At 66.9% G+C, this 24,776-nt stretch carries 23 protein-coding genes; 3 read left to right on the forward strand and 20 right to left on the reverse strand.

Translation table 11 applies throughout. The features are described from left to right. Positions 1-267 precede the first annotated feature (267 nt). The 9 genes from EV375_RS17275 to EV375_RS17315 all read right to left on the reverse strand — a co-directional run bounded on the left by EV375_RS17275 (position 268) and on the right by EV375_RS17315 (position 9,407). The gene (locus EV375_RS17275) at positions 268-1,410 is read right to left on the reverse strand and encodes a hypothetical protein (RefSeq protein ID WP_130300220.1); all 1,143 of its coding nucleotides are present in this window, start codon (positions 1,408-1,410) and stop codon (positions 268-270) included. Continuing rightward, complete coding sequence (locus EV375_RS17280; protein WP_486588533.1) at positions 1,407-1,913, reverse strand: DUF4365 domain-containing protein; 507 nt, start codon at positions 1,911-1,913, stop codon at positions 1,407-1,409. The genes EV375_RS17275 and EV375_RS17280 overlap by 4 nt, the downstream gene beginning before the upstream one ends. Before the next feature lie 835 nt (positions 1,914-2,748). Next, positions 2,749-3,951, reverse strand: coding sequence for a helix-turn-helix domain-containing protein (locus EV375_RS17285; protein WP_130300222.1), 1,203 nt, complete (start codon positions 3,949-3,951; stop codon positions 2,749-2,751). A gap of 367 nt (positions 3,952-4,318) precedes the next feature. After that, on the reverse strand, positions 4,319-4,444 hold the full coding sequence (locus EV375_RS29725) for a hypothetical protein (RefSeq protein WP_486588534.1): 126 nt from the start codon (positions 4,442-4,444) through the stop codon (positions 4,319-4,321). A 591-nt stretch (positions 4,445-5,035) separates the two neighbouring features. Beyond that, entirely contained in the window at positions 5,036-5,161 is a 126-nt protein-coding gene (locus tag EV375_RS17290) for a hypothetical protein (RefSeq protein WP_486588535.1), read from the reverse strand. A 240-nt stretch (positions 5,162-5,401) separates the two neighbouring features. Next, positions 5,402-5,803, reverse strand: a complete 402-nt coding sequence (locus EV375_RS17295) for a DNA-binding protein (protein WP_130300223.1) — start codon at positions 5,801-5,803, stop codon at positions 5,402-5,404. Further along, positions 5,800-6,048: a type II toxin-antitoxin system CcdA family antitoxin gene (locus EV375_RS17300; protein ID WP_130300224.1), complete on the reverse strand. Its 249-nt coding sequence runs from the start codon at positions 6,046-6,048 to the stop codon at positions 5,800-5,802. Before EV375_RS17300 ends, EV375_RS17295 begins: the two co-directional genes overlap by 4 nt. Before the next feature lie 126 nt (positions 6,049-6,174). Next, positions 6,175-6,486 carry a hypothetical protein gene (locus tag EV375_RS17305; RefSeq protein WP_130300225.1) on the reverse strand — a complete coding sequence of 104 codons (312 nt, stop codon included), beginning with the start codon at positions 6,484-6,486 and terminating at the stop codon, positions 6,175-6,177. Positions 6,487-6,824: 338 nt separating this feature from the next. Beyond that, a complete protein-coding gene (locus tag EV375_RS17315; RefSeq protein ID WP_165434758.1) occupies positions 6,825-9,407 on the reverse strand; it encodes a LuxR C-terminal-related transcriptional regulator in 2,583 nt (860 codons plus the stop codon). Positions 9,408-10,347: 940 nt separating this feature from the next. Here EV375_RS17315 and EV375_RS17320 point away from each other — a divergent pair. Then, positions 10,348-11,319: a helix-turn-helix domain-containing protein gene (locus tag EV375_RS17320; protein ID WP_130300228.1), complete on the forward strand. Its 972-nt coding sequence runs from the start codon at positions 10,348-10,350 to the stop codon at positions 11,317-11,319. A gap of 7 nt (positions 11,320-11,326) precedes the next feature. Here the strand turns inward: EV375_RS17320 and EV375_RS17325 are convergent, their stop codons facing one another. The 8 genes from EV375_RS17325 to EV375_RS17355 form a co-directional block, all read right to left on the reverse strand. Next, the gene (locus EV375_RS17325; protein WP_130300229.1) at positions 11,327-12,805 is read right to left on the reverse strand and encodes a phytoene desaturase family protein; all 1,479 of its coding nucleotides are present in this window, start codon (positions 12,803-12,805) and stop codon (positions 11,327-11,329) included. Continuing rightward, positions 12,802-14,808, reverse strand: a complete 2,007-nt coding sequence (locus tag EV375_RS17330; RefSeq protein ID WP_486588536.1) for an ABC transporter ATP-binding protein — start codon at positions 14,806-14,808, stop codon at positions 12,802-12,804. Before EV375_RS17330 ends, EV375_RS17325 begins: the two co-directional genes overlap by 4 nt. A gap of 85 nt (positions 14,809-14,893) precedes the next feature. Further along, the gene (locus EV375_RS29175) at positions 14,894-15,664 is read right to left on the reverse strand and encodes a class I SAM-dependent methyltransferase (RefSeq protein ID WP_165434759.1); all 771 of its coding nucleotides are present in this window, start codon (positions 15,662-15,664) and stop codon (positions 14,894-14,896) included. Continuing rightward, positions 15,661-16,281 (reverse strand): hypothetical protein, encoded by a 621-nt coding sequence (locus tag EV375_RS29180; protein WP_165434760.1) that lies wholly within the window; start codon positions 16,279-16,281, stop codon positions 15,661-15,663. The genes EV375_RS29175 and EV375_RS29180 overlap by 4 nt, the downstream gene beginning before the upstream one ends. Continuing rightward, positions 16,281-17,339 (reverse strand): alpha/beta fold hydrolase, encoded by a 1,059-nt coding sequence (locus EV375_RS17340; protein WP_130300231.1) that lies wholly within the window; start codon positions 17,337-17,339, stop codon positions 16,281-16,283. The genes EV375_RS29180 and EV375_RS17340 overlap by 1 nt, the downstream gene beginning before the upstream one ends. Further along, positions 17,336-18,208, reverse strand: coding sequence for a hypothetical protein (locus EV375_RS17345; protein ID WP_130300232.1), 873 nt, complete (start codon positions 18,206-18,208; stop codon positions 17,336-17,338). Before EV375_RS17345 ends, EV375_RS17340 begins: the two co-directional genes overlap by 4 nt. Positions 18,209-18,311: 103 nt before the next feature. Beyond that, positions 18,312-18,524 (reverse strand): hypothetical protein, encoded by a 213-nt coding sequence (locus tag EV375_RS17350; RefSeq protein ID WP_130300233.1) that lies wholly within the window; start codon positions 18,522-18,524, stop codon positions 18,312-18,314. Between the two features lie 53 nt (positions 18,525-18,577). Further along, entirely contained in the window at positions 18,578-18,769 is a 192-nt protein-coding gene (locus tag EV375_RS17355; RefSeq protein WP_130300234.1) for a hypothetical protein, read from the reverse strand. Positions 18,770-19,032: 263 nt separating this feature from the next. On the opposite strand from EV375_RS17355, the gene EV375_RS17360 reads away from it, so the two are divergent. Beyond that, positions 19,033-19,689 (forward strand): GOLPH3/VPS74 family protein, encoded by a 657-nt coding sequence (locus EV375_RS17360; RefSeq protein ID WP_165434761.1) that lies wholly within the window; start codon positions 19,033-19,035, stop codon positions 19,687-19,689. 322 nt (positions 19,690-20,011) lie between these two features. Further along, positions 20,012-20,911, forward strand: a complete 900-nt coding sequence (locus EV375_RS17365) for a phosphorothioated DNA-binding restriction endonuclease (protein WP_130300236.1) — start codon at positions 20,012-20,014, stop codon at positions 20,909-20,911. 160 nt (positions 20,912-21,071) lie between these two features. Here EV375_RS17365 and EV375_RS17370 read toward each other — a convergent pair whose 3' ends face one another. From EV375_RS17370 to EV375_RS17380, 3 genes are read right to left on the reverse strand one after another with little or no spacing between them, the layout of a single operon-like run. Beyond that, entirely contained in the window at positions 21,072-22,832 is a 1,761-nt protein-coding gene (locus EV375_RS17370; RefSeq protein ID WP_486588537.1) for a glycoside hydrolase family 13 protein, read from the reverse strand. Positions 22,833-22,890: 58 nt separating this feature from the next. Then, positions 22,891-23,784 (reverse strand): carbohydrate ABC transporter permease, encoded by an 894-nt coding sequence (locus tag EV375_RS17375; RefSeq protein WP_130300237.1) that lies wholly within the window; start codon positions 23,782-23,784, stop codon positions 22,891-22,893. Continuing rightward, positions 23,781-24,776 carry a carbohydrate ABC transporter permease gene (locus EV375_RS17380; protein ID WP_486588538.1) on the reverse strand — a complete coding sequence of 332 codons (996 nt, stop codon included), beginning with the start codon at positions 24,774-24,776 and terminating at the stop codon, positions 23,781-23,783. The genes EV375_RS17375 and EV375_RS17380 overlap by 4 nt, the downstream gene beginning before the upstream one ends.

Consider the following 24,776-nt stretch of genomic DNA (forward strand, 5'->3'; position numbering starts at 1 on the left):
CTCGGCCGGCTGGCTGTCTGGAGTAATCGGCGTCCGGGAATTAGCGCGATGAAGGTCTGACTGCGTCACAACATCTGCGTACGGAACCGGGCGCCCACGGACTCTCAGGAACGCTTCGCCCAGGCCAGTGACCGCACGACATCACCTTGCAACCACGCATATCGGCGCTACAAAGTCGGACCGTAGCCTTGTCCCTGCCGCCCAGTCAGGACTGTGTCTGCCCTTCCAACATGCGCCGATCGATATACCTGACCAAACGCTCAGACTCTAAGGCTCTTCTGGCGAGACTAGAGAGACATCGGGGCCAAATTCACTCGGCTGCATAGTGGCTGTGCGACCAGGTGCGTTATTTAGAACCCCACGAACAACGACCGGAATACCGCTATCGTGGCAACGAACGGCCAAATGATAGCTCTCGATTCCGAGATCCATCCAGACAACTTTGCGACGCCCATCTACGAGGGCCTCCAAACCTACGCGCCCCGTATTCTCATCAGGGCGTCGCTTAAGTTCCGTGATTACTCCATAGATTACATGCTCTCTGATCCTCGGCGTACTCGCCAAATAGTCAGATACCATTGCTACAAGCGGTTCTGCCTCTTTCTCGAAACGCACTTTGGGCACAGAACCTGCAGGCGGTGAAGTGACGTTCGACCAGTTGAAGGAAATATCAAACTCGGCTACAGACTCCGACTTTATGACGCTGCCGACTGCTCTGCATAGCTCTCTAGAGACCCCTTCTCCTACGGCGTCCCCCATATCGCTGGGCGTAGGTGCGCGATCCGATGAGACCAGGTGTTGTAGCGTGTCGAGAGCATGCGACATTGTCGCAGCTACCCGCCTGTCGAATAGAGTCTCTTCGACCTCAATGTCGATGTGTTCCTGCTGCGCTTCATAAACGAGTTCAGGCGCTCGGGCCTGACTAAGAATGGGAATGATGTAGGAGCCTCTCTTAGTCTGCCCCAAACGAACACTCTTTGCGTGTTCTCGGGCGCGGAGAGGCATGTTGCGAAAATACCCTTGTCGACGGATCGTGGCAGCAGCGGATGCAACTAGGATCCTTTGAGTAGACGTGAATAGCTCGTAACCGGCCTGGAGTGGAATCGAGTCATCGATCAAGGAAGGATGCACTGCGCGCAAGTTGGTGACATCTAGGTAGATAGAAGCGATGTCACTTTCAATTGCTTTTTGATCTCTGTGTTCCACGCGGACAAGATCAGAAAGAAGGATCCTAAGACGCTTTGCGAAGTCACTTGCATCCTCACGCATTGGGATCAGTATTTCATCTTCACCCGTTGCGCCGTTCTTCCAAAGCTGAGCCAGTGGGCCACTAGAAATAGCAATCCATCCCCGTGAGTGCAGGTAACTTCGGAGCTTATCGGGGCCGATTCGCGAATCGATCACAGTCATGCGCGCCGCCCCCTCTCCAGACCATAGAGCGCCATCTCACGCGAATACTTGAACATGTCTTCAAGCGCGCCTCTGTCGAGCACTTGCTGTCGAGGCAACCGAATCGCCGTTGTCGCGTTTCCCCTCGGCGGGGGCTCGTCCTGCAGTCTCGCCCAGTACGCCTGACACGCCACACTCGAGCGCTCAGGCTCGTGTACCACCCACTGGTCTATATCAGAGTCAACGACCATGAGGGCCATGTAGCCCGGCGCTGATCGCAGCGGGTCGCGTAGCTTCTCATAGGTCGCTACATCGAGATCGAAGACAAGGTCGTCCTGGACGTGCCTGGGGCTGCTGGTGCACTTGAGCTGAAGGTCGACCATCAAGCCACCCGAACGAAGCGTGGCATCGACACCGTCGATGTCGACCGCCCAATCGCCGATCGTGTACCCGGCCTGGGTCGCCAACCAGGTGAGATGGGCATAACTCGCCCGTTCCTTCTGCCAGCTGGCAGCATCACCCACTCGCGCCCCTCCCGCATGCTGGAGCACAAGGATAGCGAGCAAGTCACCGTGGTGGACCCACACTTGGGACAGCGGACGTGCCAGGTCCAGCATCGACCTCACCGCCTCGTTGCGTCAGGTCCCGCGCGTTATGGGGAGAGCCCCGCCTACCAGAAGCCGCGTCGAACGTTAGATCTATACCCCTGCTTCTACCAGGGGCCACTGACATATCTGGCGTTCCAGCGACTGGTGTTCATGGGACTCCACTCAAATCGTCGCTGCTGGGCGGCTCGGAAGCCCCCCGATGCAGTCAGCGTCACCCGATTGGTTCTCGAGGCCCCTCACGCAACCAAGTGCGCGTTGTGGGGAACCGCGAGGACGGCACCGTCACCGAGCAACGCTTGGACGTGGGCTGAGCCGCTCATGCCGGCTAAGTGACCACCCCCCACTAAGACCTGACGAGGTCTACGCGAAGGGTGAGCGCACCGTTCACGACGGCCGGCGCTCCTCATGAACTGCATTCGGGACGAGGCCGCTGCAGTCTCAACCGCGCCATCCCCTACGAACCGGGGACGCCATGCACCTAGTAGCCAAGCCGGGCAGCCAGGGTGGTTTCACGGGGGACGGTGTGGCGCAGCGTGTCTATTCAGCGCACGAGTACCGCACCAGATGCGCACCAGATGGGGCGGTAAACCACGGTCACCGCGGGTCACCGGCGGGGTCGGTGCTCAACCGGTGGGCAGACCGTCCGTGCAGGCCAGAGGACCAACTGCCCCAATCTGCTCGGTGATTCCCAAGCTCAGAGCGCGGGCCCCCTGAAGACGGCGAGTGAATCTCAGTCGGGTGGCGACTGGCTCTACTCAAGGACAGGGATGCTGCCAGGCGGGTTGGAGCGTGAGGCGGGGATGATGCGGTCTCCTTGGCGCCAGTGCGGGTATGGGTCGTGACCCATGACGTGTGCCGCGCGCAATTGAGGGCGACGCTCAGCGTCGATGCTGGGCCACCCGTAGTAGTGCGAGTGGGGCCGGATGACTCGGTCCTGGTGGTAGAGCGCTCGGTAGTACTTCAGCGTGTCGATACAAAAGAGCGTCCCTTGCGTCGAGAGCTGCACAGCGAACTCGGGACGGGCGGAACTCGGGTTGCGGTCTATGAGGTACTGGTCGAAGACTCTTTCCAGGGCCATGAGCGTCTCGTTGCTTGGAGACAGGTCCAGGCCCCCCGGGCCGGCTGTGTAGAGCTTGGTCAGCAGGACCCAGCACCGCTGCGACAGCGGATGTACCAGGTACTGCTCAAGGACATCCGGGATGTCGTCCTCGGTTGTTCGGATCTCCTCATCGAGGAGGGCGATGTCGTCCTTGTAGGTCCGCAGGAACCGACGTGGAACGGAATGGGCGTAGTCGAGTCGCGCCTGAACCTGGGCACGTCGGGACAGCAACTTCCGCACTTCCCCGATCTGTAGGTTCACCAGCTTGCTGACTGCGGCTGGTCGCGCCTCGTACAGGGAAGCAAGGTGACGCGCCTCAGCCGAAGTGTCCTGCAGGCGTAGGAACTCTCCCGGTCGCCGGGTCTGAGCGAGGAGCGGAACCAGCATCGACGCGGCCTGCATCCGGCGTTCCTGTACTGCCGGGATCTGCGACAGCGCAGCTCTCACCCTTGTGTAGTCCACCCCAAGTGACCTGATCAGTTCCCAGATCACGCCTGGTCGGCGCCTGGGCATCAAGCCTTCCGTCTCGATGCGCCTGTAGGTGTTCACGGCCAGATCCAGCCGGTTCGCCATCTCTGCTGCGGTGAAACCTGCTGCTACGCGCAGGTCGGACAATTGGGGCAAGGAACGTTGCAGCACAGAGGGATGCCGCTCGACTGCAAACGCCAGCTCTTGCAGACGCTGGGGCGAAGGGCTGCTGCGGCCATGTTCATAGCTAAGGATGAGGGCCTTCGAGGTGCCGACGATGCGGGCGAGACAGTCGGCGGTGAGGGCATGCTGGTGGTAGGGACATGAAGCCTGCCTACGGGCGTCCCTCAGCGCAGCACCGTCAAAACCGGTGACTCCTCGACCCATTAGCTCGTCCTCAAGAGACTCGAAGGTACTGTTTGCCTGCAACTCGGCCTGGGCGAACGGGTGATGTTACTCGGCCGTGCAGGAACTCGCCTGCGGCAAGACCTTACCTACTGGACCAACGGAGGTATCATTCAGTATCAGAACTTGGTTGCAGTTCCGCTGATACTGAGCATGCTGAGGGCATCACGTCAGTACAGAAGCCAAGTCGCTGCAGCTGAGCGGCTGTTGATGTCAGCGTGAGTACAGCCAAAAAAGGGATGCCGTGCGCCCCCTCCGTGGCCAAACGAAGATCGGAGCACACGACACCCCCGCTTACCGGCCGAAGGTGGCCTCGACTGTTGGCTCAGTCGGGGCCGTTTTCGTGCCGCTAGTCGACTGGAAGCTTGCTGAGCAGCCACCTGATGACTGCAGTCAACACCACTCCGGCGATCCAGCGCCGCGCCTTCTTGCCGGCTTCCTTTGCGTCCTTGCGGGACGCGTCGGAGTCCGACACAGCCGCCCTCCTTTCCCGGGCTCGGTCGACCCGTACGGCACCGACCGACCCCTTGCGGGGAGGAGTTGGAGAACATGTTAGCGGTTGCCCAGAGTAGGACCTATTCGCACTGACGCAGGGTCAGGTCTACGCGCAGAGAAGTCCCATTTTTCACGAACTTCCGGCCTCACACGCGACTTGACAACCCATCATCACCACCCACTCCGGCTCGCGGCGGCACGGAGCACACGTGGCATTTCAGGTTCAGACGGCTGCAACACCACCTGGGGTGCAGCCACCCCGGCGAAGCCGACCAATGATGCCGACAGGAACCGCAGGCGACTCCCTGCGGGCATCTCCGTCTCAGTTTCCGTCTCATTCACCACCGTCCAGAGCGGTTCACGGGTGTTCGGAGAGCCCGTCAGGTAGAGCTCAAGCACGACCTCAGACACGGGTGAACTCACGCGTACGCAGGGCTGACAAGCACCAACAGACTTGGAAAGCGTGTTGGGGGCAACCCCTCACGAGTTCGAATCTCGTATCCTCCGCCCAGCCTCACCGGGCTGTCACGAAGGCCCCGACCGCACGCCGGTCGGGGCCTTCGTCGTTCTCTCAGCGCTCGTTGTCCTGGTTTTTGTCCACAAGACCGTTGTCCTGCGGCCCCCAGATCGCTTCCGCGAGCTTCCGCGCCACGTCCTTGAGCATGGCGTCCGGCACAGGCGGGTACCGCGCGCGCATCAGACTGCGGGGGCCTTACCGGCCGCCGGACCTGCAATGAGTTGACCGTCCTCAACGGCGTAGACGAAGAGGCAGTCGCCGCCCTGATCTGCCGGCAGGCGGTTCACCATGAGGAGCTTTGACACCGAAAGCAGTGTGCCCCCACAGCCGTTGATGCCCAAGTCGTCACGGGTTGGCCTGCAGCGACTCCGGTCTCGGCGGATCCACGCGGATCATCCATGTCCGAGGAGGATGTCGCGGTCATAGCCCGATCGTCCGGACCTTGCTGCCGCACAGCCGGGTCATGTCATCGACATCCGACGTGAGGACGGCGACTGGGCCAGGCTGACGCAAGGCCGCTTCCGCGACGGTGGCGTCGATCGCGTACTTGTGTCCGTGCAGACCGGCGCCCTTGAGCAGTTGGGCCGCCGCCTTCGCCGCTGCCTCCGTGATCGGCTCCACCTTGACCCGGGAGAGCGTCCATTGCAGTCGGGGCAGGTCCACCCTGGCGTGGCTCACCTCCACGATGGGGTTGGCGCTGACGACGAGGTCCGCTCCCATGTCGTGGAACACCTGGAACATCGCCAGAACCTTCCGGTCCTGCGCCACCCAGGCGGACAGTCCCTCGCTGTCCAGGACGACGGTCTCGATGTGCCCGCTCACGCGGCGCTCGCGCCGCCGGCGGCCGACGTCGTACCGAGGATCCGCGCCCGCGCCTCGGCCAGCTCTTCCTCACTGAAGGCCCCGTGCTCGTCCGTGTGGCTGCGCAGGTCGGCCCCCAGGAGCTGGTGCCGGATCTGCCTGGCGACCGCTTCGGCCACGTAGCCGGAGATGTTGTCCGTGATCTTCTTCAGCTCCGCCACCTGCTCGGTGGGGAGTGTCACCGTGATGCGTGTGGTGTCAGGCATAGGCGCAAGCATACTACGGTATGCATGCTCAGTGCTCCCTGTTCCCCGCGGTCGGTCCGGTCGGCGGCAGTCGGGGCGACTGTCCGCTCGAGCAGACTCAGCTGGGCAGTGGTGTGTGACGCCGGTTCAGCGGGCCCAGTAGCGGTATGCCTCGATCCATTGCCAACCCTCGGGGGCGGGTTCCGGCAGCGGCAGGTCCAGGATTCCGATGTCCTGTCGGACCGGCCCCCGGGCGCAGCGCGCGACCACGCGTCCGTCCTCGGTCAGATCGACACCGACCACGCTCACGTCGACGCCGAGAACAGTCGTGGTGAACGGCACGGCAAGGCTCTCCTCGATCATCGTGAAGAAGCCGGTGAGCTGCTCATCCTCGCCGTAGACGTCGACGGTGGCCTCTTCGATCAACGCCTCCAGGGCGGCTGGGGTCCAGGTGCTCATGGCCTCACCGTATGCGCCGCATCGTACGGTTGAGGACCGGTCTGTTCAGCAGCGGCGTATCCGTCGTGGCGCCGTCGCCGTCGGTCAGGCCAAGGCTCGCGGTTGCCGGCGTGTGACGTTGCCTGGTGGGGTTCGGTAGTGAGCGGCCCAGGGGAGGGCCCGGCAAGCGACAGGGCGGAAGTGAGTCGCAAGAGTGGCCGTACGAGAGCCGAGTACGGGCGTGAGGAGCGCACCGCCGCTGGCCCGGCAGGAAACATCCGCCTTCGTGAGGGAGTTGTTCGGCGCCGGATGGGCGGCCATTCCGTTCCGTGCCGGGAAGATCTCCGACTGTGCGGTGGCTATTCCTTGCGAGTGTGCTCGGTGCCGGCGACCCAGGTGGCCACGTTTGCTCGGGTCTGCAGGTTCAGTCTGATCTTCAAGGCTTCCAGATGGCTCGCGGCGGTACGTGGGGAGATGTGCAGGCGTGCGGCGATCTGCTGGTTCGTCAGGCCCTGTGCGACGAGTTCGGCCACCTGCCACTGACGGGGGGTGAGAACCGAATCGGGGTGGTCGCAGCGGCCGGGCGGCCAGGCGTTGTGCAGGGCGTAGCGGATGGCCTCGTCATGGCTGAGCTCCGCCCCGTCCGCCAGCGCGGCGTCGGCACGGGCCGGGGGCAGGTCCTGGCGGGCTCGCTCCGTGGCCGTCTGCACCATGTCCTTCCACCATGCGTCAGCGACCAGATGTGATTTTTCCCGGATCGTTTTCGCGGCGGAGAGCAGGCGCAGTCCGCGTTCGGGCTGGCCGTCGATCATGGCGACGAGCGCCAGGCCTTCGACGTTGTACAGCTTGCCCTCGGCGTCAACGGACCGCATGGTGAGCGCCATCGTGAAGTACTGGGCGGCCTCTTCGAACCGCTGCCGGGTGATGGAGACGCCGGCCGCGGTGTGCAGGGTGGCGCCGAGTGCCTCGGGTGCGTTGTCGCCGTCAAGGAGCGACAGCGCCTCTTCGATGTGCCCGGTCGCCTCGTCGGCCCGGCCGATCATCAGCAGCTTCCAGGCGTGGCGGTTCAGGACCATCGCGAGGAGTGTGGGCTGCTCCAGCGTGCGCAGCAGCTCCTCCTGCCGCTGATATATGTCGAGCGCCACATCGTGCTCGCCCAGGCAGCTGCGTACTCTGCTGAGCGCACCGAGCGCGCGGACGACGAGGGTGGGATGCTCTCGGGTCCGGGCGATGCTGAGAGCTTCCTCCGCGGGGGCGACGGCGTCCGCGAGGTGCCCTCGTCGGCAGAGTGCGTCCGACAGCACGGTGGACAGGCAGGCGCGTCCTACCGAGGGGGACGGGTGGACTGCGAGCAGCCTCTCCGCGAGCCTCTCGGCCTGGCGGGGAACGCCGCGCCGGTTCCAGCAGGACGTGAGCGCGGCGCCGAGGAGAGGTGTTCGCGGATCGCCGAGACGTTCAGCGGTGGTGACGGCGTAGTGCAGGTTGTGGCGTTCCCGGTCGAGTTGTCCGGCGAGGTCGACGGCGGGATTGCCGGTCCACAGCAACAGCCTCTCCGAGAAGTCCGTCATCCAGCTCAGCAGCCGCTCGTGCACTTCTTCGGACTCGGCTGCCGCGTCGAGGCGTTCACCGCCGAAGACCCGCAGTGACTCCAGCATGCGGAATCGACCCGTGGCTGCCTGGTCACTCACCAGCAGGGACTTGTCGGCCAGGGCGGTCAGCAGTGACCACACACGGTGTCCGGACAGTCCGAGACCGGCGCACAGCGCCGTCGCCAACGGCTCCTCGAAGCCGCCCGGGAGCACTGACAGCCGGCGGAACACCTGCTGCTGCTCCGCGTCGAGCAGGTCGTAGCTCCAGCTGATGGCCGATCGCAGGCTCTGGTGGCGGTGCGGCGCGGTGCGCAGACCGCCCACCAGCAGGTCGAGCCGCCGGTCGGCGTCCTCCAGCAGACGGGTGGGAGAGAGGAAGGCGGTCTGCCGCGCGGCCAGTTCGATGGCGAGTGGGAGGCCGTCGAGACGCATGCACACCTCCGCGACGGTTTCGGCCATCGCGTCCGTGAGGGTGAAGGATGGTTGCACCGAGCGCGCCCGGTGCACGAACAGTTGGACGGCGGCGCCGGAGCGTGCCGCGGTGCCCCCGCCGGATCCGGGTACGGGCAGGGGTGTGACCGGGAAGACGGTCTCACCGGCTATCTGCAGAGCCTCACGGCTGGTCGCCAGCACGCTGAGCCGGGGACATCGCTCCAGTAATGGTTCGACGAGTTCCGCGCAGCTCTCGATCACATGCTCGCAGTTGTCCAGCACGATGAGGACGGACCTGGAGCCGCAGCCGTCCGCGACGGCATCCTCGACGGAACCGGTCGGAACGGATCCGCCAAGGATGGCCGATGCGACCGTGGGCGCGATCAGCGAACCATCCGACAGGGGCGCGAGGTTCACCCACCGCACACCACCACCGTAAGAAGCGCGGATCTTCGCGAGGCATTCCAGCGCCAGCCGCGTCTTGCCCACGCCACCCGGACCGGTCAGGGTGATCAGGCGGCTCTTGGCCAGTAGCGGACGCAGGTCCGCGAGTTCGCGTTCCCGCCCGACGAGCTGGTCCAGTACGGCCGGGGGATCGCCGTCCTGCTGGCGTGACGGCGCTCCTGGGAAGGTGGCCGGGGCGCCGTCGAACGTGGGCTGTCCGGCTGCGTCCGCCAGTCGTTCCCCGGTCTCCGTGTTCGTCTCCGTGGGCGCCGGGCCGCCGCGGTGCTCTCCGATCGCGAAGACGCCGCGTCCGGAGTGGAACTGCCGGTGCAGCGTCATCGCCGGCATGTTGAGTGTGACGGCGAGCTGACGCCAGCTCGCTCCCCGCTGCCGGGCACGTGCCACAGCGGCTCGCAGGGCCCAGCCACTGGTCCTCTGCAGTTCGGCCAGTACCGAGGCCTGATCCTTCCCGCTCACGCCATTCGGAGACGTCCGCGCCATCACTTCCAGGCGCACCAGGTTGCTCACAAGAGCGTGGAGGGAAGCAGAAGCATCCTGCTCATGGCTCACCGTCGCATCATGCATGTGGCCGCGAAGTGCGCGGAGTTCATGGTGCTTGTATGACAAGAAGCGGGAAGGGATGTGTGTGAGACATCGAGTGGTGTTTGAACCAGATCGGTACGCCGCCGGACGTCCTCCGGTCACCGCCGGCCGCCCCCTGTCGCCCCCGGCGTCCGGCAGCGGCTGGTCGGCTCGTGCGGGTGCGGATTGTCTCCCCCGCATCGCTGCACGATCTGCCGATGCACACTCGGTCAGCCGCCGGTGAGGATCGAAAGACAGGTGACTGGGGCAGGCAGATCACTTCGGCGCGGAGGCCACACACTTCGGGCCGAAGAAAATGACTGTAGAACCCAGAGATGACTGCGATGAGCCACACCATTCAGATCCACGGCGTAGTGGACACACAAGCGCGGCAAGCGGGTCGAACGCGGTCGGCGTCAACGGCCTGGGGGCAGACCTCCAGCTACCGAAGACAGCCCGCCTGAAACGCTGCCACGGATTCTGTGAATTTCCGATATCGACCGGGCCGGTCGCGTCGGGCAGTACCCGACGCACGGGCGCGCGGGCGCACGAGCAGTGCGAGCAGTGCGAGCAGTGCGAGCAGTGCGCCTTCCACCAGGACCGCCGGGGTCACTCACCACCTGCCATAAGAGTTCACGCACAGCCGACACCGGTGAGAGGTGTGGCCCGGCCACGTGAACTTGCCCCTGAATGAGGAGCTCTGAGTCCTCCCATGCGTGATGTGCTTCTCAGTGTCCCTGCTCCCACACCGCCGCGTCGTCCATCGCGCATCGGAGCAGGTCGTTCCGCCCAGCCGGCCCAAGAACAACGTGGGCGCGGGTTGGATACCAATGCGATGGCAGTGCTCGGTGTGAGCGCGGCCGAAGAGAAGGTCTACCGGTACTTCCTCCGCAACCCGAACATCGCCGTTGAGGAGGTCCACGCGGAGCTGAACCTCGACAGGGAGTCGGTACCGGACTGCGTTGACAGGTTGCTGGACCTGGGCATGCTGCGCATCATCGGCGGGCGCCGCATGATCCCTACCGATCCGGACACCGCCGTCGCGCGGCTCGCGGACCAGCGACTGGGAGCGCTGCACAGCGAACTCCAGCAGGTCACAGGGTGTCGGCAGATCGCCGATTCGCTGCGTACCGAGCAGAGTTCACGGGCTGCCGCCTCGTGTGACGTCGAGCAGCTCACGGATCTCGCGGAGATGCGCAACCGGATAGACGACCTCTCCTTCTTCGCGCGGGAGGAAGTGCTCTCCATCGAGCCTTACGAGGAATTGCAGCCGGAAAGCATCGAGTTCGCCCGCCGCCTGGACCTGCGCTGTCTGCGCAGGGGAATCCGGCTGCACAGCATCGTGCTGCGCGCCGCGCTCGATCATCCCCCCACAGCCGCCTATCTGCGCGAACTGGCGGGCCAAGGAGCACAGATCCGGGTGGTCGAGGAGACCACGGAACGCATCCTGGCCTACGACCGGAGCGTCGCCGTTGTGCCCGTGGATCCCGCGGAAACGTCACGCGGTGCGTTGATAGCCCACGAGAGCGGGTTGGTCTCCAGCATCGTCGCCCTCTTCTGGCGGATCTGGGAACAGGCCGAGGAACTCCCGGCGAGCGACGAGGCAGCCGACGAGGCGCTGAGCTCCGCGACCAGGCGGGAGGTGCTCCAGGCCATGTGTTCGGGCGAGAAGGACGAAGCCGCAGCACGGAGCATCGGCGTATCGGTGCGTACGTTCCGGCGCAAACTCGCAGTTGTCATGAAGCACTTGGGGGCTGACAGCAGGGCACAGGCGGCACTGCTGGCCCGCGAGCGGGGCTGGATCTGAACCCGGGTCAGCCCATGCCCTCCGCCACAGTCGGCTCGGGTGCGAGTGAGGGGGTGGTGGTCATGCCGAAGCGTGTGCGCAGTGCGGATTGTGCGGCCAGGTAGCCGGACATGCCGTGGACGCTGGGTCCTGGCGGGGTTGCGGCGGAGCACAGGAAGAGGCCCGGCAGTGGGGTGCGGTAAGGGTCGATGCCGGCGGTGGGGCGGGCGAGGGACTGGGTCAGGGTCATGGCGCCGCAGCCGATGTCGCCGCCGACGTAGTTGGGGTTGTAGGTCTCGTAGCCGGCGCCGGTGATGGAGCGGTGGGCGAGGATGGTGTCGGTGAAGCCGGGGGCGTAGTGCTCGATGCGGGAGCGCACGAGTTCTGCGGGATCTCTGGTGTCGCCGTTGGGGACGTGGGCGTAGGCCCACACCGGGCGTTTGCCGGGGCGTGCGCGGCCGGGGTCGGTGACGGCCGGGTCGACCAGCAGCACGAAGGGTTCCTCGGTGGGTATGCCGCGGGCGGTCAGGGTCTCCTGGTGGGTCATCCGGGTGTGGGTGCCGCCCAGGTGCACGGTTCCGGCTCTGCCGACGGCGGGGCTGGCCCAGGGGATGGGTTCGGTGACCAGGAAGTCGACCTTGGCGGCGGCCGGGCCGTAGCGGTATCGCTCGAGGCGGCGGATGTAGCGCGCCGGCAGTCGGTCCTCGGCGAGGGCCAGTAGTCCTTTGACGCTGGTGTCCAGCAGGATCGTGTGGGCGCCGGTGAGTTGGTCCAGGCTGGTGATGGGGCAGGCGGTGTGGAAGGTGCCGCCGTGTGCGGTGATGTCGGCGGCCATGGCCCGGGCGATGCGGGCGCTGCCGCCGCGTGGCAGTGGCCAGCCGGTGCCGTGGGCTAGGTGGCCCAGCAGCATCGCGACGGCTGCGGAGGCGAGGCTTGGGAGTCTGCCCATGGCGTGTGCGGCGACGCCGGTGAGCAGGGCGGCTGCTTCTTCGGTGGCGAAGCGGCCGGCGCCGAGACGGCTGGCGTGCACCGGTATCCGGGTGGCCAGTGCCAGTGCGGCGGCCGGGTCGTGGGGCAGGGTGCGCTGGCCGGAGAGGATCAGGTCCACCACGCCCTGGCTGTGGTCCAGCAGCGGCTGCATCAGTGTCCGCCAGCGTTCGCCGTCCGGGCCGAGTCCCGTACAGGCGGCGGTCAGGTCGCGGTGGGCGAGTCCGGCCCGGCCGCCTTCCAGCGGGTGTGCGTAGGAGATCTCCGGGTGCAGGAGTTCCACGCCGCGGGTGGCGAGGTCGAACTCGCGGAAGAAGCGGGAGGCGGCGGCCATGGGGTGGACGGCGGCGCAGATGTCGTGGTCCACGTCCTGCTCGAAGAGCGGCTGGGTGCGCAGTCCGCCGCCGATGGTGTCGGCCGCCTCGTACAGCTCCACCTTCAGACCCGCCCGGGCGAGAGTCACCCCCGCCGCCAACCCGTTGGGCCCGGTCCCCACAACCGCCACGTCGGCGCAGGTCATACGGTGCCGCCCACCGGTTCCGGGAACTGCTGGCCGGCCTGGACGTCCGAGGTGCCCTCGGCGCTCTGCGGCTGGAACGCGTCCGCATCCGGCCCGAGTTGCTGCGGCGGGTGCTCGAACGCCTCGTAGGCCGGGTGCTGCTGCTCCAGTCGCGGAATGACCGGCTCGCCCACGAGCCCCGACTCGGCGTGGAGCTGGGAGCCGGCGAGTCGGCGGTAGAGGTCGTCCCGCTCCATCAGGTCGTCGTGGACTCCGGTGGCACGGACCCTGCCGTTCTCCAGCACGATGATCTGGTCCGCGTCGATCACCGTGGAGATGCGGTGCGCGATGGCGATGACCGCACAGTGCCGGGAGATCCGCTGGAGCACATGCCGGAAGTCCCGCTCCGAGTCGGAGTCCAGATGGGAGGTGGCCTCGTCCAAGAGCATGATCGCGGGCTTCTGCAGCAGCGTGCGGGCGATGCACAGCCGCTGCCGCTGACCGCCGGAGAGCCCGCTGCCCTGATCGCCCAGATCGGTGTCGAGTCCGTTCGGCAGACCTTGGACGACATCAGAGAGACCGGCCATCTCCACGGCCTCGCGGATGTCGTCCTCCGCGGCCTCCGGGTTGGCGTAGGTGAGGTTGTCCCGGATGGTGCCGCGCATCGTCGCGCTGTCCTGCTGCACGTATCCCACCAGTCCGCGCACGGTGTCCAGGGGCAGTGCTTCGATGTTCTGGCCGCCGAGGAGGATCCTGCCGCCGTCCAGCCGGTAGAAGCGCTCGATGAGCTGGAACAGGGTCGTCTTGCCCGCTCCGGACGGGCCGACGATCGCGGTCAGCCCGCGCGTCGGTACGTGGAAGGACACGCCCGCCAGCGCGTTCGCCTCCGCACCCTGCCCGGCGTACCCGAACCGGACGTTGTGGAACTCGATCGCGCCCCGGTCCTGGATCAGCGACCCGACGAGGGCGGGCTGCTGGGCCCGTTCCTCCTGCCCCTCCTGGGGCAGTACGGCCAGCACGTCCACCCGCTGTATCGCGGCGCGCCCCTGTACGAACTGGCCGATCGCCATGAAGAACAGCACCAGCGGCGACACAAGGTGGAAGAGGTACATCACAAAGGCGGTCAGGTCGGCGATCGACATCGCTCCGCCGGCCACGCGGGTCATCCCGACGCCGACCACGACGGCCAGCGCCGCCTGGGTACCGACGTTCATGGACGGCATCAGCAGCGCGTTGAACGCGTTGACCCGGATTCCCGACGTACGTGCAAAGTGGGCCTGTTGGCCGATCCGCAGCAACTCCCGGTCCTCCGCACGGGAGGCCTTGACCGTGGGCAGCGCCGAGAGCACCCGCTGCACATCGGTGCCGAACGCACCGGTGTCCTCGCGGTTCTGCACGGCTACCTGCCGGAGTTTGCGGGCGAGGCCGATGGACACCAGGCTGGCAACTCCCAGACAGGCCACCGTGATCAGCATGAGCCAGATGTCGATGGCGAACATCAGGACGACACCGCCGATGATCGTCGCCCCGTTGATGACGAGCTGCGCCAGGCTCTGCGAAAGCGCGATCTTCACCAGGGAGGTGTCGGTCACCGTCCGGGTGAGGATGTCGCCCTGTGGCTGCTTGTCGACCGACGGCAGTTTGGCCCGCAGCAGCCGTTCGATCAGGATCCGGCGGACGTCGAAGACGATGTTCTCCCCGGTTCGTCCGATGGTGTAGGCCTGAAGTGAGGAGAAGGCCGCGTCCGCGCAGAAGAGTACGACGAGCAGAGCGATCGGCCCGGCGAGAGACTGGTCCAGCTCGGCAGCCTGGATCAGCTTGCCGATGGCGTAGGGCTGGGCGAGCGAGGCGACCACACCGAGCAGTCCCAGCAGCATGCCCGTGATCAGCAGCGCCCGGTGCTGGAGAGAGACGGTCCAGACCGATTCCGGCTTGCCGAAGGTCGCCTCCCAGGTGGGGCGTTCGGTCTTGCGGCTGTGCCGTCCGCGGCCCCGCCGACGATCGGTGTACCGCGTGGCTGTCATTGCGGGCTCCTCCCGGAGTTGGTGGGTCGTACCTCGGTGGCTGCGGGGTTCCGCGCCGGGCTCGCCGGCCCGTCCCACCGTCCCGTCAGGGCACTTCGTAGACGGCTATGTACGTCGCGTTGTGCTCGTCGTATGCCGTGCCCTGCCAGTCCGACCAGCGGTGAACCAGTTCCAGCCCGCACGCGGTGGCGCAGCGGTCGACCTCTTCCGGCGGGATGAGCCGGTTGACGTCGGAGGCGATGCGGAAGCTGTTGTCCTCGAACCAGACGTGGGACGACTGCCACAGACCCGTGTCCTTCTCGACCGACCAGGAGGTGAGCAGCCCGGTGTTGGGGTCGGGGTAGGGAGCGAAGGAGATGAAGTGCCCGCTGTCCTGGCTCATGGCGAGGATCCCCGGGGTGTTGAAGTTCTCGATCACCAGGCGGCCGCCCGGTGCGACGTGGCGTGCCGCCCTGGCGACCGCCTGCCGCTGCTGCTCGGGGTCGAGCACCAGCGAGAGGGTCCCGCACACCAGGTAGACGAGGGGATAGCTGAACTCGTCCTCGTACGTGCGCAGGTCACCGTGGACGGCCTGGACCGGAGCGCCGGCGCGTTCCACGTCGCGGCGCAGTTCCTCGAGCATCTCCGGGGAGGAGTCGACGCCGATGACAGCGCCGATGCGTTCGGCGAGCGGTATGGCGATCCGCCCGGTGCCCACGCCCAGTTCCAGTGCGGGACCGCCACCGGCCATGGCCGCCAGAGCCTCGGCTATCCCCTCCGCACCGGCGTTCTTGGGAAAGAGCTTGTCGTAGAAGTCGGCGAACCTGCGGCCGTAGCCGGGGTCGTCGATCTGCGGCGTGGCCTCGGTCTCCGTCATGCCGCGTGCTCCAATTGGTCCGCGCGACCAGTGTGATCGGCGTCGTCGGTGTGGTCCGTGGGGTCTGGCTCCGGCAGCCGGATGAAGGGAGAGATGAAGGAGTACTGCGGGTCCTCGGAGTCGTCGTGTCCGCTGTAGAGCACCACCAGGAACTGGAAGCCGGTGAGCGAGGCCCGTCGCGGGTCGGACTCGTCGAGGTGCCGGATGACGAAGTCGCGAAGCAGCCGGTACGCCGCGCTGTCGGCGACCTTCACATCCTTGCGGCCGACCAACCTGCCCAGTTCGCCGCACACGTCGAAGACGGCCTTCTCCTGACGGCGTCCGGGGAACCAGACGGCGTGGGCCCATTTCCGTTTGTTGATCTGTGATGCCGACTGCCAGGCGGACTGCTCGCCGTCGGTGTCCAGCGTCCGGTACAGCAGGTGGAAGTCGTGCTGCGCCGGGGTCGGGGCGAAGAACCGCCAGTTGGGTATGAGCAGCCCGACCTTGTCGGCTGTCCGAAGCCGATCGAAGGTGGTGTTCGGGTGTTGGCTCAGTATCGTGATCGTCAGCCAGCTCGCGAAGCCGAGCTCCACCGCCCGCGTCATCACTTCGCTCTTGGTCCTGGGCAGCAACATCAGCGCACCTCCGGCGCATCGGGTGTTGGGCGGAGCCCGCTCGTGCAGAGCCCGCTGGTGCGGAGTCCGCTGGTGAACTCCCGGATCAGCTCTGCTACCTGGGCCGCGGGCTGTTCGTTCATCACGAGCTCGTCGTGCCTGGCGTCCTCGATCAGGCACAGGTCGCCATCGGGCGAGGTGTCGACGAGCTCCCGGTGCAGCTCGGCGTGGATCGGGTCCCTTGCGTGCGTGGTGGCCGCGGCCACCAGCCGGAGCGGTACACCGACCTTCGGCAGCACGCCGTCGTGGTTGAGGAACTCGGTGTGGGTCGCGCGCCATTCACGAACGGTGGCCTTCCACAGCTTCCAGTCGCGGAACTGGTCCAGGACCAGCGGCCGCACGCCCTCAGGCAGCCACCGCAGCCAGGGAGGCGAGGCGAGCAGGCTGCCCAGACCGAGCCGGGCGGACTCCGGCATGAGCGCCAGAGCGGAGGTCAACACGTTGGCGCCGTCGGCCTGTATGCGCGACCGCAGCAGCTCAGCGGGGTGGCTGGGGTCCAGCAGCACGACGCCGATCACCAGATCGCGCAGCGGCTCGACCGCCCGCAGCGCGAGATGGCCGCCGAGCGAGTGTCCGACGAGTACCACCGGCCTGGAGGGGCAGACCTCACGGACCAGGTCGCGCAGGTCGGCGACGGCCGCGGCAAGGGAGAAGGGCTCCCGCAGCCGGTACTCGCTTCGTCCGTACCCGGCCCGGTTGTACGCCAGAACCGGGTGGTCGCGGCCGAGCATGCGGCACAGCCAGATCCAGTGCTCCACGGTGGAGCACAGGCCGGTCTCGCAGACCAGAACCGGCGACGACGAATCCGGTCCTTCGGCCTCGGTGAGCCGATAGGCGAGCACGTTGCCCGTGGACGTCCCGAAGAACGACTCGTCGCCCTGACCGCGCAGCACCCTGCGGTGGCGAAGCTGCTGGACGGTCAGCCCGGTCGCGACGACGGCGCTCAGCAGGCCGCCGGCGATGCGAGGGAGCGCGTCATTCCGTACGGGGTGCATCGTGATCCTCGTGGTTGCGGTCATCGGCTGCCTCCGCCGGGCTTCGTGGACTCGCGGCTCCGGGTGACGTAGAGGATCGCGGGGTAGGTCGCAAGGAAGGCCCACACGAAACGGCTCAGACCCATCACCCGGGCGTTGACCACGTGGAACGAGCCGAGTCCGGCGAGCATCGCCGGGGCGAGCCGTCCCTTGGCGAGGAACACCGCGGGGGAGGCGCACTCCATGGCGAGTACCGCGTGCGCCAGCTTCCGGGATGCCTTGGGATAGCGCTTCATCAGGTCGTAGACCTTGGCGTCACCGTAGGTCTCGGTGCGCATGATGCCCGGCAGGGCCTCGCCGGAGCGCCACAGGGGGCTGACGAGCTTCACATAGCCCGATGTGGCGTACGAGAGCGTGGCCTGGAGCGCCACGTACCACAGGCAGCTGTCGACGAGTGCCGGCTGCCGCTGGCCGAATCGGGCGACCACGGCCGCGGACTGCACGATGAAGGAGAGCTGGTCCGATCCGTCGGTTCCGTAGTGGTGCCTCGGGTAGGTGGCGACCGAGGTGAGGGCGAGGAATCCGTTCGCGGCAGCGCGGTGGTGCCGGCTGGTGCCCGGTACGAGCAGCGAGGCGGCGGCGAGTGCGCGGGCCCCGTGTATCCACCGGGTGACGCCCGGCCTGGCGAGGAAGTCGAGCGCCTCGCGCACCTTCGGCGGTGCCCATGTGTAATTGTCCCGGGCCAGATCCCAGTTGTTCAAACCGCCTTTCTGGCGGTCGCGTTCGGCTGCCAGTATTTCCAGGCTGCTCATGAGATATGCGGTCGCGCTGAGCTGTTCCGCGGTGGTCAGTGCGCGCTCCCGGCCTATGACCGGGGAGGAGAGTAATCTCCGTGCCGCAGAGGAGATGTTCATTTTCGCTTTTCCCTTTCCCTTCCCCGGCCACAGGAGTTATGTGCCGCCTCTCACCGACGCGGGTGGCAGGTGGTTATCGAGAGGCGGCATCGCGCGGCGTGGGTCAGCCGCCCGCGGCCTGCCCGGCGGCATTTCCGACCGCGATGCCCCCGGCTGCCGCACCGGCGATGGCGGCTGCGCCGGCCAGTCCGGCGCCGACCGCGGCAGGGGTGGCGAGGACCGGAGACATCCGTCCGTTGCACTCGTTCTCACCGGCGTGGATCGAGACGCCGTTGAGTTCCTGGCTTGCGTTGACCTTGGTGGATATTGCAGTCACGTTTGCTCCTTGAGAGACGGTTTGACTCTGCTTGGGGCGCTGATGCGGGGCTGTCAGCCAGCCTGGGCCTGGGTGACCCCGAGCCCGACGCCTGCTCCGAACGCACCCGCGGTGACCAGGGCTCCACCGACAGCGGCAGCCGGGGTGGACAGGACGGGCTCGGCCGGCGACAGGCCCTCCACGTTCGCGGCGTCCATCAGTACGCCCTCCAGCAGGTGACTGTTGTTGACCTTCTCGAGCAACATGAGTGTGTCTCCTTCTTTCTCGTGCATTCGTGGTTTCTCGTTCGGCACCGGACTCGGGAGCCGAGCGCACGGAAATCGCGACCTGGGAATCCCCTCATCAGAAAGGTGATTGGATTCCTCGGCTGCTCGCTTCCGGCATCACATACGATGGCATGCGTCAATCTCCGAACGAAGGGGTTTTGGTGTCATCTTGCTGCCTCTCATGCGGCAGCATCAGGCCTCCATTGGGCCGCCGGTCGTGTGGGAGTGTTGTGGGTATGCAAATGACACTCGATGAGCAGGTGGTTCTGCTCTCCATTGACGCTCGGGGGCGCTTTCCGGAGCCGTGGCGGACGGATTGCGCCGCCGCCGGAGCTGTCCTCCTTGAACTGGCCCTGGCAGGGCGGCTCGACGTGGACCACCACAAGGTCGTCGTAGCCGACCGAACACCTGTGGGTTCTGCCGTACTGGACGACGCGCTTGCGGTGCTTTCCGCACGAGAGAAGCCGGCCACCGCGCAGAGTTGGGTGCGTGAGCTCCGTAAGAACGCTCGCGGCAAGGCACTGGACCGGCTTCGTGAGAGGGGGACAGTGCGCGAGGAGGTGAGCAGGACGCTGGGGCTGTTCACCACACGTCGCTATCCCACGCTCGACAGCTCCGTGGGGGTCGCGCTCCGCGATCGGTTGGCCGGTGTGGTGCTACGGGGCGAGACACCGGATGAACGCACTGTCGGCTTGGCGGTTCTACTGAGTGCTGCCGGTTTGTACGAGTGCGCCTTCCCCGGGATCCCGGCCCGGGACGTCGAACGGCGCACGGCGAAACTGGCGCAGGAAAACTGGGTCGCTCCCGCGGTACGCAAGGCCCTGGAGGCGATGCAGTACGAAATCGTCGCCATCGTGGGCGCCGCGACCGTGGGCGCCACCGTCGCCGGCACCAGCTAGTACTCCAGCGGTAGTTCGCTGTCGTCCGCCGGACGGGAGCGGTCCGGGTCGAACTCGGTACGGCCGATGCCCCCAGCGAAAAGACAGCTACTCAGCGGCGCTCGGCTGCGAACCGCCCGTTTTCGCACAGCCCTCCAGCCCCAGCGGCCGACCGGAGGCTCTGGAAACCATGGACGGAAGTAGCCCGTGTGCGCGCCCCGGGCCGGCCGGGACGCGGCGCTCGCAGAGCGGTACCGCATCACCCTCGCTCGCGGCCGCCTGAGCTTTCTGCCGCCGTCCGCCGCCTCACATGGAGCTGAGCGCGGAATTATGATCACCGGTCATGGACTGGCTGGAGCGCACCGCGAAGCTGAGGCAGTGGTCGGGGAACGGTACGCGCGCGCCCCACAAGCCCCTGCTGCTGCTGTACGCGCTCGGCCGGTTCCAGGACGATGCGCAGGGCGAACTGCGGTACAGCGCAGTGGAGTCGGATCTGCAGCGGCTGCTGACCGAGTACGGCCCGGCCCACAGGACGACGCCCGCCTATCCGTTCCATCATCTCGTCAGCGACGGGGTGTGGGAGGTGCGTACCGACCGTGGGCCCGGCAGTCCCGGGAGCGGCGTCCGGGAGTTGCGGGCCACGGGTGCGACGGGGCGGCTCGCCCCGGAGTTGAGGGCCGCGCTGCGGCGCGAGCCGTCGCTTCTCCACCGGATGGCGCGGATGTTGCTCGATCGGCACTTCCCGCCGTCTCTGCATGCCGAGTTGTGCGAGGCCGTCGCTCTGGAGCTGGAGCCGGAGCCGTCCGAGCTCCGGCCGCTGGTGCCCGGGCGGCGGCAACGGGACCGGCGGATGCGGGAGTTGGTGCTGACCGCGTACGAGTACCGCTGCGCCTTCTGCGGCTATGACGGGCGGATCGGGGCGGTGCCGGTCGGGCTGGAGGCCGCGCATGTCCGCTGGTGGGCGTTCGACGGGCCGGACGACGTCGAGAACGGTCTGTGCCTGTGCACGCTGCACCACAAGCTGTTCGACAAGGGCGTCCTCGGTATCGGAGAGGGCCACCGCATACTCGTCTCCCAGCACTTCGCGGGGCACAGCGCGGCGGCCCGCGAGCATGTGGTCGCGCTCGCGTACCGCCCGGTCATCGGCCCGCAGCCGGGCACCCGCCCGGTCGCTGCCTCCCACCGGACCTGGCACACTCGGCAGGTCTTCCAGGGCGCCCCGCGTCCCGGCGCCGCGGGCTGACCGGGGAACCCTTCGTGTTCGGCGTTTCCTCGTTCCCCCTCGCGCGCTCGGCGCGGTGGCCGGGTGGGGCAGCGAAGAGACTTCCGCCCCGCCCTCACACCGGTCCCCGGACTGGAAGGAACCCGCAGTCACACCCGCCGGCTCACCTCTGAAGGGTTGATCACCCGACGACGCTCCGGCGGTAGACGGTCGCCTCCCACGGGGCGAGTTCGCCGACGCGCTCCGAGGGCGTGCCGACGTTTGTGAGAAGGACTTCGGCGCCCGCCGGGTCCGCCCGGTCGGCGCCGTCGTCCAGTTCCGTGACGACGGGAGCGCCGGTGAAGTTGGCGAGCACGAGCAACTCGGTATGACCGAGCCGCCGCGTGAACGCGTACACCCGGTCGTCGTCCGGGAGCAGCATCGTGAAGTCCCCGTACGCGACGGCCGGTTCGGTGCGGCGCAGCGCGATGAGCCGCTGGTAGTGGTGGAAGACGGAGTCGGGGTCGTCGAGTTGGGCCGCCGCGTTGATCTCGGTGTGGTTCGGGTTGACGGCGATCCAGGGAGTCCCGGTCGTGAATCCCGCGTTCGGCGAGGTGTCCCACTGCATGGGCGTACGGCTGTTGTCACGGGCCATCGGCCGCATCGCGGCCACCACGTCGGCCGACTCGGCACCGGCGGCGACCGCCTCGGCGTGGTGATTCAGGGACTCGATGTCTCGGAAGTCGTCGATGGTGCGGAGCGGCGCGTTGGTCATGCCGAGCTCCTCGCCCTGGTAGATGTACGGCGTGCCGCGGTGCAGGTGGAGCACGGTGGCCAGCATCGTCGCCGACCGGACCCGGTGTTCGCCGTCGTCGCCGAACCGGGACACGATCCGCGGCTGGTCGTGGTTGTTCCAGTAGAGGCTGTTCCAGCCGGTTCCGGCGAGGCCCCGTTGCCAGCGCCCCATCGATTCCTTGAGGTCGCGGAGTCGAAGCCGGCGGTGGTCCCATTTGCTGGTCCCGTGGTCGAGTCCGACGTGCTCGAACTGGAACACCATGTCGAGCTCGCGGCGCTCCGGGTCCGTGAACAGCCCGGCCTCCTCCACGCTGACGCCGGGCATCTCGCCCACGTTGAGTAGCCGGCGGTCGCGGCCCGCGAACACTTCGCGGTGCATCTCCTGAAGGTATTCGTGGATGCGCGGCCCGGACAGGTAGAAGGGTCCGCCGTCGCCGTAGGTGCCGTCCTCGCCGACGGCCCCGTCCGGCAGCGCGGGGTCCTTCGAGATCATGTTGATGACGTCCATCCGGAAGCCGTCGACGCCGCGGTCGAGCCACCAGCGCATCATCGCGTGTATGGCGGCGCGCACTTCGGGGTTCTCCCAGTTGAGGTCGGGCTGTGTGCGCGAGAAGAGATGCAGGTAGTACTCGCCGGTCGCCTCGTCGAACTGCCATACGGAGCCGGAGAAGAACGACCGCCAGTTGTTCGGCTCGGCGCCGGGAGCGCCCGGCACCGTGCCCTCGCGGGCCGGCCGCCACCAGTACCAGTCGCGCTTGGGGGAGTCGGACGAGGACCGGGATTCGGCGAACCACGGGTGCTGGTCCGAGGTGTGGTTGACCACGAGGTCCATCACGAGCTTCATGCCGCGCTCGTGCACGGCCGCCAGCAGTTCGTCGAAGTCGGCGAGGGTGCCGAAGCTCGGGTCGATGTCGCAGTAGTCGCTGATGTCGTACCCGTTGTCGTCCTGCGGCGAGGGATAGACCGGGGACAGCCACAGCACGTCGACACCCAGGCGGGCGAGGTGGTCCAGCCGGGCGGTGATGCCGGGGATGTCCCCGATGCCGTCGCCGTCGCTGTCGGCGAAGCTGCGCGGATAGACCTGGTAGACGACGGCGGTCTTCCACCACTCACGCTCGGCGGTGGCGTCGTCCCGGTCGTCGGCGGACGCGATGAGGCTCGAAGTCACAGGTGATCTTTCAGTCGTACGTACGGTTCGGCCGTGTGCCGGTGTCTGTCCTTTCGGGTCAGTCCTTCACGGCCCCCGAAGCGATGCCGGCGATGAACTGCCGCTGCCCGATGACATAGACGGCCAGGACGGGCAGGATCGCGATCACGGACGCCGCGAAGACCAGGCCCCACTGGGTGGCATGCTGCCCCTGGAAGGCGGCGATCGCGATGGGCAGCGTGCGCTTGTCCGGGTCGTCGATGACGGTCAGCGCCCAGACGAACTCGTCCCAGGCGCCGAGGAAGGCGAAGATCGCCGCCGTGGCCAGGGCGGGGCGCACCATCGGCAGGTAGAGGCTGACGAACTTGCGTACGGGCCCGGCGCCGTCGACCGTCATCGCGTCGTCCAATGCCTGCGGGACCCGTTCGAAGAACGCGCGGAGCAGGAACGTGATGAAGGCGACGGCGCTGCCGGAGTAGAACAGGACCAGCCCGTTCAGCGAGTTCAGCAGGCCGAGGCTCGACGCGAGGACGAACTGCGGGACGATCGTGACGATGCCCGGGATCATCAGCCCCCCGAGCAGCGCCGCGAACAGGGTGCGCTTGCCGGGGAAGTCGAACCGGGCGAAGGCGTACGCCATCGTCGACGCGAGCAGCAGCACCGCGAACGTGGTGGACGCGGCGACGTACATCGAGTTGAGGAAGTAGCGCCCGAAGTTGTTGCTGCTCAGTGCCGTCGAGTAGTTCGCGGTGGTCGGGTCCTCGGGGATCAGCCGCGGCGGGACCTCGAGCAGGTACGCGTGCGGCTTGAACGACGTGCCGGCCATGTAGAGGAACGGGGCGATCAGCACGAGGGCGCCGGCCGAGAGCACCGCGAGGCGCAGCACTTTCGAGAACCGTTCCCGCGAGTGCGCCCGGTGACGCACGGAGCGCGGAGCACGGGATGAGCGCGGTGCGCGCAGTGGGACTGTCATCGGGGGGCTCCGGTGCCGTCGTCGCGGAACAGGTGGAACTGGACGAAGGAGACGACCGCGATCGCGACGGCGAGCAGGAACGACAGCGCCGAGGCGTAACCGAAGTCGAGGAATTCGAAGGCCTGCTTGTACATGTACGTGAGCGGCACCTCGGTGCTCCCCGCCGGTCCGCCGTCCGTCATCAGCAGGATCGAGATGAAGACGTTGAAGCCGCCGATGATCAGCATCACGATCACGAACAGCAGCGTTCTGCGTATCGCCGGCAGCGACACGTTCAGGAACCGCTGCCAGGCGTTGGCACCGTCGATGGCGGCGGCGTCCTTGAGTTCCGAGCTGACGCCGGTGAGGGCGGCGAGGAAGATGACCATCGCCCAGCCGACCCCCTTCCAGACCCCGAGCACGCACACCGCGAGCAGGCCCGTCCAACGCTCCTGCAACCAGGGGACGTTGTGGTCGACCAGGCCCAGCACGTCGTGAAGCAGCCAGTTCACGGCTCCGCCGTCGGTGGTGAACAGGTACTTGAAGAGCAGGGCCACGACCACCCAGCTCGTGACCACCGGGATGTAGAACAGCACCCGGAACAGGCCGCGGGCGGGCAGCCGGGCGTCGAGCAGGACCGCCAGGAACATCCCGATCACGATCTGGCCGGGCACGGTGACCACCAGGTACACGCCGACGTTGGCGAGGCTCAGCCAGAACTGGCCGTCCTGCAGGCCCCGTACGTAGTTGTCGAAGCCGACGAACTGACTGACCTGCGTGGGCACGACGGCCCAGTCGTAGAAGCTGATCTGCAGTGCACGGCCGAGCGGGTAGGCCACGATCAGGCAGAAGAGCGCGAAGCCGGGCAGCAGGAAGGCGTACGGCGTGAGATCGGTCCGCCTGCGCGCCGTCCCGTTCGGCGGTCTGCCGCGGGGGACGGCGCGGCGCATCAGGCCGGCCTTGCGCGGCGTGTTCCCGGTCGGGCCCGCGGTCGGTGCTGTCGGTACCGCCAC

It is taken from the genome of Streptomyces sp. CNZ301 (genome assembly GCF_004217425.1).

Bases quoted from the DNA above. Each gene is read 5' to 3' on its own strand.
- EV375_RS17275 (WP_130300220.1), bottom strand. From the start codon at position 1,410: ATGACTGTGATCGATTCGCGAATCGGCCCCGATAAGCTCCGAAGTTAC.
- EV375_RS17285 (WP_130300222.1), bottom strand. From the start codon at position 3,951: ATGGGTCGAGGAGTCACCGGTTTTGACGGTGCTGCGCTGAGGGACGCC.
- EV375_RS17290 (WP_486588535.1), bottom strand. From the start codon at position 5,161: ATGCGCGCGCGGTACCCGCCTGTGCCGGACGCCATGCTCAAGGACGTG.
- EV375_RS17300 (WP_130300224.1), bottom strand. From the start codon at position 6,048: ATGCCTGACACCACACGCATCACGGTGACACTCCCCACCGAGCAGGTG.
- EV375_RS17305 (WP_130300225.1), bottom strand. From the start codon at position 6,486: ATGAGCACCTGGACCCCAGCCGCCCTGGAGGCGTTGATCGAAGAGGCC.
- EV375_RS17320 (WP_130300228.1), top strand. From the start codon at position 10,348: ATGGCAGTGCTCGGTGTGAGCGCGGCCGAAGAGAAGGTCTACCGGTAC.
- EV375_RS17325 (WP_130300229.1), bottom strand. From the start codon at position 12,805: ATGACCTGCGCCGACGTGGCGGTTGTGGGGACCGGGCCCAACGGGTTG.
- EV375_RS17330 (WP_486588536.1), bottom strand. From the start codon at position 14,808: ATGACAGCCACGCGGTACACCGATCGTCGGCGGGGCCGCGGACGGCAC.
- EV375_RS29175 (WP_165434759.1), bottom strand. From the start codon at position 15,664: ATGACGGAGACCGAGGCCACGCCGCAGATCGACGACCCCGGCTACGGC.
- EV375_RS29180 (WP_165434760.1), bottom strand. From the start codon at position 16,281: ATGTTGCTGCCCAGGACCAAGAGCGAAGTGATGACGCGGGCGGTGGAG.
- EV375_RS17340 (WP_130300231.1), bottom strand. From the start codon at position 17,339: ATGACCGCAACCACGAGGATCACGATGCACCCCGTACGGAATGACGCG.
- EV375_RS17345 (WP_130300232.1), bottom strand. From the start codon at position 18,208: ATGAACATCTCCTCTGCGGCACGGAGATTACTCTCCTCCCCGGTCATA.
- EV375_RS17355 (WP_130300234.1), bottom strand. From the start codon at position 18,769: ATGTTGCTCGAGAAGGTCAACAACAGTCACCTGCTGGAGGGCGTACTG.
- EV375_RS17360 (WP_165434761.1), top strand. From the start codon at position 19,033: ATGACACTCGATGAGCAGGTGGTTCTGCTCTCCATTGACGCTCGGGGG.
- EV375_RS17365 (WP_130300236.1), top strand. From the start codon at position 20,012: ATGGACTGGCTGGAGCGCACCGCGAAGCTGAGGCAGTGGTCGGGGAAC.
- EV375_RS17375 (WP_130300237.1), bottom strand. From the start codon at position 23,784: ATGACAGTCCCACTGCGCGCACCGCGCTCATCCCGTGCTCCGCGCTCC.